This is a genomic window from Burkholderia sp. APQ4-4ca (assembly GCF_057837105.1).
Window position 1 is genome coordinate 124,443 of sequence record NZ_JBYQCG010000234.1, and the last position, 11,510, is coordinate 135,952.

Sequence of the window (11,510 nt, forward strand, 5' to 3'; positions counted from 1 at the left end):
GTCGGGCACGCATCACGAGCGCGGCCGCAACGGCGCGAGCAGGCGGCCGACCAGCGCATTCGCGACGCTCGACAGGCTCGAACGGCTCCAGCCGCTGCGCGTGCCCGCCGCGCTCCAGACGACCCGGCCCGACTCGACGTCGACGAGTTCGAAGGTCAGCCCCGCGACCGGCTCGCCATCGACGCCCACCTTGTAGCGCCACTCCTCGACGGCGCCGGCCAGCACGTACTTCACGTGATGCTCGCGCGCCCACGCGAGCCGACGCTCGCCCGTGTCGCGCTGCGCGGTGTCGAACATCGCGTTGCCGTCTCCGTCGGCCGGCGCGAGACGCACGTCGGCCAGCCCGTTCGCGCGCAATACGGTCGCCGCGAGCGCCGCGGCGCTCCCGCCGGCCGCAGGCGTTTCGGTGAAGTTCGCAATCGGTGCGATCGCCACCGCATCGCTGGCCGCGAGCGTCGGCGCCGCGGTCTGTCGCATCGAGCCGCAGCCCGCCAGCACCGCCGCCGACATCGCGATCGCCGCGCCCCAGCGGACGAGCCCGGCTGCCTCCGCGCCGCTCAACCATCCGGACCGTACAGTCGCTTCGTTCATCTCGTTCATCGAACCACTCCCTACTCACTTCGTTGCATGCATCATCGTGCGCGTCGTTCCGTTCGCGCCGCGCAACGATGGAAACCGGAATCAATAAAACCAGCGGTATTGCGCGCCGACCACCGTCACGGGCGTACCGAGGCGTGATACACGCTGGTGCTGGATGAACAATGCGGCGTGATCCCCGCCGAACACCGAACCCGCCATGCCGGCATCGACGGCCGCTCCGCCGCCCTGAATCGAATCGTGCAGGACGCCGACCTCGAGAAACGGCCGCCACCGATGCGTGTACCGCTCGCGCAGATCGGTCCCGAACCCCGCGAACAATCCGTATTGCGTGTACGTGGCCGGCATGAAGTTTCCCGCGGAGCCCGACCGGCTCGCGGCAGGCAGAAGCGACGAAATCAGCGTGTCCGCCCGCCCCCCCGCACCGTAATCGCCGTGCGTGCCCACGACGCGGATCGTATAGTCCGGGTACGCCGTACGAATTCGGTAACTCACCTGCGCGGTCGACAGCACGCCGCTGCCGAGATAGGTGCGCGCCTGGCTGTAGAAACGGTCCATCTCGACACTGCCGGACACCGTCACGCGTTCGTTCGCCTGCCAGCTCCCATCGGCGATCAGGTTGTCCTTCATCCCGCCGATGCGCAACGTCGGCAGCTCGTCGGCGACCTGATCGCGGCCCGCACGTATGCCGAACTGCAACGGTCCGTTGCGTCCGAATTCCGCGCCCAGTCCGATCGTATAGAAGGCGTCGAGTCCTTCGCGGCGGCCCGCACTCACCGTGAACGCATCGTCACGCGTCTGCCGCCTGGCATGGACCACCAGCGAGCGGTCCGCCGACGGCACGTTGACCAGTTGCGACGCGTCCGTCGATCGCTGGAGGTCCAGCGTGGCGGTCATGCCGATCAGGTAATGCCCGGCGATCTTGCGGCTTGCCGCGATCGTCTGCTCGCTGTAATCGAGCGGATGTTCGGCGTAGCGCGTCACGGTCGCGTCGAGCGACTGCGGCCACGCGAGCGCGGTTTCGACGAAACGCCGATGCATTTCGCTGTCGTCGGGCGCGCCATCGAGGCCGTCGAACGCGAGCGTTTGTGCTTGCCCCGGACGGTCGACGGCTTCGGCCGCATCGATCCGGTCGTAGCGCGGCAGGCGCACGCCCTGATCGAGCAGACGCTCCATCGTTCCGATGTCGCCGTCGGCGAGCGCGACGGTCAATTGCGCGGACGCCGGCCGCGCGAACAGGTTCGCCGCCTGCAACGCGAGCCACCGCTTCGCAAGCGGATTCGCCTCGTGCGACAGCGCCCACGTGATCGCCACCTCCTGCGCGACTGCCGCGTACGCACGGCGATCTTTTTTCAGCATGTCCTGCATCGATTTCGCGCTACCCCGCGCCGACGATTCGAGCGGCGAAAGACCGCGTGCATCGCCGAGCAAGGTACGGCGTTCGCTGATGAAATCGGCAGCCGCCGAGCCGTCCTTCAGCAGTGCGTCGAGCAGCGCGACCGCGTGGTCGGCGTCCGAATATTGCGCAGCCAGATCGACGCCGCGGCTGCGCAGCTCCAGGCGCGTCTCGACGTCCTGCGACGTACGCGCCGGAACACCGCGTTGCATGGGTTGAGCGGCTTGCGGCGCCTGCGTCGTCCGTCGCGGCGGCGAGGACGATGCATCCCGTTCCTGCGGCGTCTGCCTGGCCTGCTTCCGGCCGAATGCGCCGATCTGCAGCCACACCTTGCGGCGAATCGACCACGCGAGATCCGGACGTCCCGCCATTTCCTGCGCGTCGGCGTACGTAAGCAGCCACAGCGGATCGTGCGACATCATCACGGCCTGACGGCGCAGATATTCGAGTGCATCGACGGGCCGGTTCAGGCGCAGTTCGGCCGCGGCATACGGTCCCCATAGCGGCGCGTCAGCCGAAGCCTTGTCGCGCCAGCGCTTGAGCGCCGCACCCAACTCGGCATCCGTGCCGTAATCGACCAGCGTCCACAATAGCGCCGCATTCAGATCCGCCGATGCGCCAGGCAGATCGACCGCACGCTGCAGATCGCGCAACGCATCGAGCGGACGCCCCGCTTGCCGCTCGTACTCGGCGCGCACGCCGAGAAAACCCGGCGACGCCTCGGCTGCTTCGCGCTCCTGCGGCGTGAGGCTCGCGAGCAGCGCGTCGATGCGTTCCATCGCGCCGGCCGCCGTGTAGTAGTAAACCGCCTGCTGCAGCGCACGCACGGTATGGTCGCGCCGGTAGTGCAGCGCCGAGATGCGGCCGGCGTCGATCGGGTACGCATCGTAGAAGTACGACATGTCGGCCAGATCCTCGGGTGTCGCCGCATCGCTCGCCAGCAGGTGGCGATACGCGTCGTGCGCCGCGTCATCACGTTGCAGCAGGCGCGCCAGTTCGCCGTAGTTGCGCCAGAACGCTACTTCGCCGTCCTGCGCGTAACGGCTCGCGTTCGTCATTGCATCGAGCGCGCCCGCGTAGTCGCCGTCGCGGTACAGGACGTTGGCGGTATGCAACGCGTAGCGCGGATTGCGCGGCTCGCGCCGTTGCAGCCGACGGTAGATTGCGAGCGCCTCGTCGTCGTGGCCGGCACGTTCCGCGAGCGCACCGGCGCGTTCGTCGAGCGCGTTCGCTTCACGGCCGTGCGGCAGACCGTCGAGGAACGCGATCGCGTCGTCCGGCCGCCCGAGGCGCTCATACGTTGCGGTGATGGAATCGACGAGCTTGAGATCGTCGGGCGTCGCCCGCGCCGCCTGCAGCAAAGCCGCCAGGTAGGCGTCGTCGGCGTCCAGCATCGGAGCGATGCGCCGAACGTTCCGCCAGCCGACGGGGTCGCCCGTTTGTCGCGCATAGTCGAGCCAGGACTTCAGCGCGAGCTGCGACGCCCCGTTCCATTCGGCCACCTGCGCCAGGCGCTTGCGCCACAGCGCCGAATGCGGTTCCTTGGCGAGCTGCGCGAGCGCGACCTTCTGCGCATTGGCGGGATCGGCGGACTCCAGGAACGACTGATAGAGGAGATCGGCAATGCCCGCCCCATCGGCAGCCGGCGGCGACGGAAGTTGCCCGGCGCCCGCATGCTTCGATACCTGCGTCGCGGCGACGAAGCGCATCATTGCGTCGCGCCGTTGCAGCGCGACCTTCACGACGTGCGCCCGCGGTTGCGTCTGTGCGGTGACTTGCGCTTGCGCCGCATCGATGAACGGGCCGTGGCCGTCACGGCCTGCCCGGAGCTGCCGCGCAACGCCACCGCGACGTGCGCTGCCCCATGCCATCGGACCGTCCAGATACGCGTACGCCCGCGGCGTCGAATCCGACCCGTGAACCGCCGGCATGGCGAGCACGCGCTCCGCGCGCCGGCTCCGATAGGCAATCCCGCCGATCCCCGCGCGCCGCGCCAACGCCTTCGCATACCGCTCGATCAGGTCCGGCCGCTGCGCCGCCCGTGCGAGATCGAGCAACGCGACGAGCGTCGGCTGATCGTCGATGAACGCGTCGTTCTGGCGCTGCGCAACCGCGATGGCATCGGCGGTCAGATTGCCGGCCTGCAGCACGCGAATGCCCGCGATGAAGCAGCGTCGCTGGGCGCCGAGCGTCGTCGCGTTCTGCTGACGCTCGAACCAGCTGTCGGCCGCCTCCTTGTAGTCGCCGATCTGCAGCGCGTAGCGCGACACGTATCCGTCCCACGTATCGCGATGTGCGGTGTCGCGCCGCGCGAGGCGCACATAGAAACGCAGCGCGAGCGCGGGGGCACCGACCGATGCCGCGGATTGCGCGAGCCATTCGAGATCGCGATCGGACCAGTCGAGCGCGGCCGCGTCGGAGAGCTGCCGGCGCAGCGCGGCAAGCGCAGCGGAACGGCGCGGATCGTCGGCCAGCATCGCGTTCGTGCGTTGCTGCGCGATCGCGAGCCGCAGCTTCATCGCGGCCTGCCGCAGCGGCGCAGAAGCTGCCTCGTCCATCCGTTGAACGACCCGCCCTGCATCGGCGAGCCGGCCCAGCGACACATATTGCTCACCGAGCATCGCCAGTAGCGCTTCGTCGCGCGGCCGCACTTTCAGCCATGCTTCGAGATACGCCGCGCTCAGATCGCTCGGGCCGCCAACCGCGGCCATCCGCTCACGCAGCCCGTCGTGCGGTGCAACCGCATAGCCTGCCAGCAGCACGACGCCTGCCAGCACCAGCACCAGCCATGGCGGCGCGATACGCGGGCGCTTACCGGCCACACGCAATCTCGACCGGTTGGTAGTGCATCGGGTGACGGACGTCGGCCGCCGTTTCGAAACGGAGAACCGTTCCATCGCGCCGTGCATCGATCGGTCGGCCCGCGATGCGCACACGGCAGCGCTGCGCGTCGGCGAGCTCGACGAACGGCTGATAGTAGCCGCCGAACTCGAACGACATCCCGTCGGCGGTACGGTGGAAGTTCCGGACGAATCCGTTCGCTTGCGCGATATACGGCGTCCCGCCCGGGCCATGCGGTTGCGCTGCGCCGCGCAAGCCGTTCTCCGTGTCGCGCTCGAACACGACACGCGCCGCGCCGTCGGCAATATGGATATAGAGGCCGTCCGGGCCGGGCGCATAGCCGGTCACGCCCTGCGATGCACGCAGGTCGGGCACGTCGTTGCGCGGCCAGTGCAATTCGCGCACGTCGCCGTTGCCGCGCACGACCCATGCGCCGCCGGCCACTTCGCGCGCGACCGCGAAACCGCGCCAGTCCAGCACCTTGTGCGTGTAATCGGTGATGTAGACAGGCAGCACCGGCTGCTTCAGCACGGTCGAGTAGATCTGGTCCAGCGCGCGCAGCGACGCGAGCTTCGTGCCGCTGTACATGTGGTAGTACACGTCGATCGGTTTGAAGCGATATGGATGCTCCGTCATGTCGTAGGTCTCGAGTACCTGCGTGAAACCATAAAACGGGCCCTGCCAGTCGTTCGTGTAAACGTTCTCGTCCTGGTTCGGCGCGTATACCTGGTACGCGCCCGGCCCCTTGTCGACGCCGAGCGGCGCGATATGGGTCCAGCTGTTCATCGACTTGCGGATGATCGTGTCGCCGCCGTTGATGTTCTGCACGCCGGCCGCATAGGCCTTGCGCACGGCGATCGCGGGCGGCTCGCAGTCGCCCGGCCATTGCAGCACTTCGGTACGCTTGCCCGGCGGCGCGAGACGCGAATCGATGTACGCGATCGAACCGGCGATCTCGCGGTCGAGATCGAACGTGTAGCCCGGGATATCCAGCGAGAACGCCGTGTCGCCGCCGTTGCCGCGCTCGACGTTGTTCCGGTGGTCGACGCGTGCGCCCGTCGTCGCATCGAGGTCGGCCATCTGGAACGGATGCGAGTAGGTATGCGAACCGATCTGCACCCACGGCAGCGCGAACATCTGCCGCGCGAGCGCTTCGAGGCGCGGCGACAGTTTCGGATACAGGCCGGTCGGCCCCACTTCGCCTTCGATGACCGACAACGTCATCGGCACCTTGTAGCGCGTGAAGATCCGTCGATAGAGCGCGTCTCCCGAATAATCGGCGCCGGGGAATTCCGCGCGCGACGCATAGCCGTCGCCGTCGACGTGCGACATGAACAGGCGCCGGCCGTTCTCGGTCGTGACGCTCGGCGACGGCATCCGCACGAGACGCAGCGCGTCGGTCACGAACGAGATCGGCTGAATCGCCCAACGCGTCTGCCCGATGCCGTTCAGCGAAACCACCGTGTACGGACTCAGCGTATAGCCGCCCCACGGCGTGATCGCGGCCGCGTCGACGTTCGTGCCCGCCGCCGCGAGCCGCAACAGCACACGGCTGCGCGATCCGACGCGCATCCCGACGAGATCGCGCGCATCCGGCCTCGGATCGATCTCGAAGTGCATCATCGGATCGCGCGTCACGACGCTGAGCGGCGCCGTGAACGGGCCGGGCACCGGCTGCAGATCGAGTGCCGCGCCCTCTTCCTGCGCGGCGTCGAAGCCGAACTGTCCCATGAAGGCGACCGGCACGTGATCCGCGATGCGCGCATCGATCCAGCGCCGCCATTTCGCGGGATCGGCGGGCTCCGCGCCTTCGATCCAGGCGACGACGCCCGCGTAACGGTCCGGTGTGATATCGGTCGGCAACGGGGCGTCGAGATCCGCGTATTCGACGTCGTAGCCAAGATAATTGAGCGGCATCGCGAGGTCGCGCACGCCGCGCGTTTCGTCCACTGGCGTATCGGCGTCGCGGTTCTGTACGATCAGCACCTTGCGCGGCAGCACTTCGATCGCACCGATGCCGACGACGTCGCGGCCGGCGTCCGTCACGTACGGCGTCACGCCGGTCGCGACGACCTGCGCGGCCGTCGCGCGGGCACATGCCCGGTCGGTGCGCTCGCAGATCTCGAGCGACAGCACCGGCACGTGCGTCTCGCGCATGAAAAGCCGCGCCGCGTCGACGCGTGCGCTGCGGTCGGCGGCGGCGACGTCGCGTACCGAACGCATGTCGTCGCCGTCCATGAAACCGCGTACCAGCGGCGGACCGAGCACCGCGTAAAGCACGCTCGCATGCGATTGCGCCGCACGCAGCGCATCGTTGCCGCCGACGATCAGCCGCGCGTCAGGATAAGTCGCATGAATTGCCTCGCTCGATGCAATCGCCTCCGGCGTGTCGAGCAGGAAGCCGCGATAACCGCGCGCCCACAGCGGCTCGATGCGCTGCGAGACAAACGCCGCGGGCCCGAGTGCCGGGCCCGACGCGCCGTGCGGTACGCGTGCGACCCAAACGGTATGCGCGAGCGGGTGCGTCGCCGGATCGAAGCCCCGGGCGGGATCGAGCACCACGGCGTCGAACGCTTGCAGCAAGCCTTCGGGCGGCTGGGCACCGTCGAAAAACGCGACGTTTGCACGTGGCGCGGCCGGCGGGGATGGATGTTCCGGGGTATCGGCCGCCAGGGCGTGCAGCGAAACGAACGCAAGCGCGGCGATGCACAGAGTCGCGGCAACGCTGCCGCGGGCAGCAAGCATGGAGGCCGTGCTCGCTCTGGGTTGGTGATTCAATTCGTGTCGTTCCGGACGTCAGGCAATGCCGGCGCATGCCGCCCCGGCACAGGTAAGATTAGCGGATGGTGTCTACAGCCGGGAGCCGTCCCCACATACGCACGGGACCGTCGCGCCCCATCGGCGCACGCGCATGCAGCAACCACGATGCAGGGGAGATCGTTTGCGCACGCACCGTTTGCCGGCGCCCACGCCCGCTGCGCCCCTCGTCAGCGATACGCGGCATCTGCAAGCGCGTGGCGACGCCGAAACCGGCGGCCCTGTCGGCAGTCAATACCAGAGCGGCTTGAAGTGCGCCCATGCCGTGTATGTCCGAGTAATATGCGAGGCGATCCGTGCTCTCGATCTTCGCCGCGGAGGGCAGCACTTCGCCTCGATAGACGACGAAAAAACAGCACGTGATGATCCACACACACAAGACCCGCACCGCAAATGGCTGCACGCGCGGCGCATTGCAGCCATCGACCGCGGAAGAGCCGATGGAACTGGCGACAAGCATCGAACCGGATGCTTTTTCCGACTTGGCCATACTTATTATTTCCCCGTTTGTTCTTCTTTTTAAAATTACCATGCCCAATGGTGAATTTTATGTTCTTACATAAATTTATGTTTTGATGCGACATCGTAAAGATGGCGAAGGCATTTCGACGGAAATCCGCCGCGTGATGGGATAACACCTTCGCCCAATCGGACCATAGCCATCCGGCGAGAGCGAAGTCACCGCCGACGTTTGTGGATTATCCCGGCCCAAGATGACCTGCCTATGGCATTCGACTCTTTCGATACGTCGTAGAGGGCGCGACGCGCACCATGGCCGCACACGTTTGCGCCGCCGCACTGCCATGGATTGCGATTGCTCCGAATATCGCATTCAATTGCCGTGCAGCCTGCCTTTAACCGGGATTTACCCGCGCTGCTGCACATGCGGTTGGCGTGCCTACGCGCAGGCACGCCCGCATTCGCTTCGATCGATACCCTCGCCGGCCGGGCGCGACCCGGCCATCTTGTCATCGCGTATCGCGCATATCGATGTCGCCGGCAATCCCCGGCATCGCCGCGGCACCGCTATCGGCCGACGCGGTCGACCCAGCCGCGATAGAACGCGCGGTACTTGAGCACGAGCTTGTCGTACTTGCTGTACGCGCCACCGCCGTCCGGCTTCATCCCGTTCCAGATCTTGACGTCGTACCCCGCGGCTTGCCGGGTCTGAAGCCCGAACAGCACGTAGTCGGTCGCGCGGCGCAGGACGCCGCCCACCTTCTTGATCGAGATCAACATGTGCATGACGTTCTTGCCGTCGCTCACCGGCGTCACGCACTGGAGCAGCTTGTACTTGACGACGCCATCCAGCGCGACGGTCATCACGCACCCGCCGGGGTAGCCGTCGAAGTGCAGGTTCATCTGCGACATGTTCAGGCCCAGCGCGCGCGACAGCATGCCGAGAGGCCCGAAATACCGGTTCACGGTGAAGTCGATCCCGGCGCCGAACCACGCGCCGGCCCGCGCCAGCGACTCGACCTCCGGCCACGCGCGCCAATCGTCGAAAAGCTTGAGCTCGAAGGCCGAGATCGGGAGCGCGTGGACGGGCGTCGCGTGCTGCGCGTCGTAGAAGTTCTCGACGATCCGCAAGACCGCCGTCGTCGTCTCGAACGCGAAGTGCAGGTGCATGAAATCGCCGTTGTCGACGTCGGCCGCGGCGATCTCGGGCAGCGGGTGCTGCGGCTGCGGAGAGCCGTACCAGACCCACACGTAGCCATACCGCTCGGCGGTGACCCACGTCGGCTGGCGCGCCCCGCGCGGCACCGGCTCCAGCCGGTGCACCGTCGCGCTGTGGCCGGGAATATGCACGCACTGGCCGTGCTCGTCGTACCGCCAGTGGTGAAACGGGCACTGGATGCACCCGTCCTTGATCTGCCCGTCGGCCAGGTTCGCGCCGAGATGCGCGCAGTGGCGGTCCATCACCACGGCCCGGCCCGTCGTGCCGCGCCACGCGACGCACGGGCGGCCGAACAGCGTCAACGCGGTCGGCTTGTCCTTGAGGTCGTCCGAGCGCATCGCGACGTACCAGCTCGCGGCCACGCGCGTGGTCGCGTCATACGCCGCCGACGGATGCTCGCCGGCGCGCACTTGATTCAATTGAACGTCGTCTATCATTTTCATTCCGGGGTCGGTCGACTACTTCAGCGCCAGGCCGATGCGGGTCGTGACGTACGCCCTGAGCAGCGCGAACATCGGGTTGTAGTCGAAATACCGTTTCACCTCCGCCGGCGCGCTGGTCTGCGTCCAGTGCAGCAGCTTCATCGCCGGCAGCAGGCTGTACTTCGAGTTGTTGAGCTGCGGTTTGGCGCCTGTGATGCAATATCCGAAGCCGAACATCGGCTTCGCGAATTCGCGTTCGTTGATCAGAACGTGAATCCGCGCCGCGGCTTCCTCGGCCGACTTGAGCCCGGCGCTCACGGCCTCGACCTCGGCCTTGGCGTCGTTGAACAACTGGTAGTACCCCTCCATGTCCGCGCACAGGAACCCGAGGTACGGCGCGTTGTCGTCGAGGTGATCGAGATCGCGCTCGTCGCGCGACGCGCGGAACCTCGCATGCGCTTGCACGAGCCGGAACTGCCCGAGGATCGTGCCGACCGCCCACAATCGGTGGAACGCGTCCCACAGGCGGAAGTCCGAGAACGCCGTGTAGCAGCAGCTGACGAAGTCGTCGTTGTGGTCCAGCAGCTTCTGCTGCAGGCGCTCGATGTACTCGAAGCGCTCGGGCGAGAAGTCGTCGTCGCGCAGCGCCTTGATCAGGCGCGCCGCGAGCGCATGGATCGTCACCGCGGTGTTCTCGAGCCCGCGGGAAAAAAGCGGATCGATGAACCCGTTCGCATGCAGCATCAGGCAGTAGCGGTCGCCGACGCAGGCGCTCGACGAAAACTGCAGGCGGTCGGTCTTGACCCAGTCGCGCACCGGCACGGCATCGCGGAACTGCGCCGCGATGCTCGGGAACCGCGCGAGGAATTCGTCGAATTCCTGCTGCGCGGAGATATCCGTTTTCGGGTAGACACGCGGGTCGAGCTGCAAACCGACGCTCACCAGGTTGTTGGTCGAGCGCGGGTGGTTGTTGAACGGAATCACCCAGAGCCAGCCGCCCTCGAACATGTGGTGCAGGGTCCCCTCGTGCCAACGCCAGCGCTGCCCCTTGACCTTGAAGATGTCGTCGAACGGCTTGACCCCGAGCATGTGCGTGTAGAGGCTGCGCGAGTGCGTCTTGAAACGGCACGGCTCTTCGCGCAGCCCGAACTTGGTCGCGAGCGGCGCGCGCGGGCCGCCGCAGTCGATCATGTAGCGGCCGGTGAAACGTTCGCCCTGGGCGGTGGCCACCGCGACGCCGTCCTTGTCGGCGTGGTATTCGGTCACGCTCGTCTTCTGGCGAACCGTGCAGCCGTACTTGATGGCGGCTTGCAACAGGTACGCGTCGACGTCCTGCCGGTAATAGTGGCTCTCCGGCCCCCACGGCAGCTCGGGAATCACGCATTGCGTGAATTCCTTCGGGTCGTGCTCCTCGCCGGGCTTGTGGAACACGAAACCGAAGTTGCGCTTGATGCCCGTGCTCGACGCGACGTAACGCTGCGTCGCATAGAACGACGTGATGTGGTCGAGCTCCGGAATGCCGTAGCGATCGGCGATGATGCGGTTCATCAGCGACGTCTCGGGGATCGACGATTCGCCGATCGTGAAGCGCGGGTGCGACGATTCCTCGAGGATCAGCACGCGAAACCGCTGCTTGGCCAGGATGGCGCCCATCTGGGTGCCCGACATGCCCGAGCCGAGGATGATCACGTCGTAGTGGTTGCTGTCGCGCCCGTTCGCGGGGCTCTGCTGAGTCATGGGGAAAACTCTCCTGGTGAGA

At 66.9% G+C, this 11,510-nt stretch carries 6 protein-coding genes; all 6 read right to left on the reverse strand.

Annotation, left to right across the window (positions count from 1 at the left end):
- Positions 1–12: 12 nt before the first annotated feature.
- Positions 13–510 (reverse strand): penicillin-binding protein activator LpoB, encoded by a 498-nt coding sequence (locus AC3IFE_RS29570; RefSeq protein WP_080287820.1) that lies wholly within the window; start codon positions 508–510, stop codon positions 13–15.
- Between the two features lie 171 nt (positions 511–681).
- A complete protein-coding gene (locus tag AC3IFE_RS29575) occupies positions 682–4,815 on the reverse strand; it encodes a tetratricopeptide repeat protein (RefSeq protein ID WP_489193735.1) in 4,134 nt (1,377 codons plus the stop codon).
- A complete protein-coding gene (locus tag AC3IFE_RS29580) occupies positions 4,805–7,579 on the reverse strand; it encodes a bifunctional glycoside hydrolase/polysaccharide deacetylase family protein (protein ID WP_489193737.1) in 2,775 nt (924 codons plus the stop codon). Before AC3IFE_RS29580 ends, AC3IFE_RS29575 begins: the two co-directional genes overlap by 11 nt.
- A 91-nt stretch (positions 7,580–7,670) precedes the next feature.
- A complete protein-coding gene (locus AC3IFE_RS29585) occupies positions 7,671–8,141 on the reverse strand; it encodes a hypothetical protein (RefSeq protein ID WP_489193739.1) in 471 nt (156 codons plus the stop codon).
- Positions 8,142–8,677: 536 nt separating this feature from the next.
- Entirely contained in the window at positions 8,678–9,763 is a 1,086-nt protein-coding gene (gene prnD, locus AC3IFE_RS29590) for an aminopyrrolnitrin oxygenase PrnD (protein ID WP_489193802.1), read from the reverse strand.
- A 24-nt stretch (positions 9,764–9,787) separates the two neighbouring features.
- Positions 9,788–11,488, reverse strand: a complete 1,701-nt coding sequence (prnC, locus tag AC3IFE_RS29595; RefSeq protein ID WP_089471057.1) for a monodechloroaminopyrrolnitrin halogenase PrnC — start codon at positions 11,486–11,488, stop codon at positions 9,788–9,790.
- Positions 11,489–11,510: the final 22 nt, after the last annotated feature.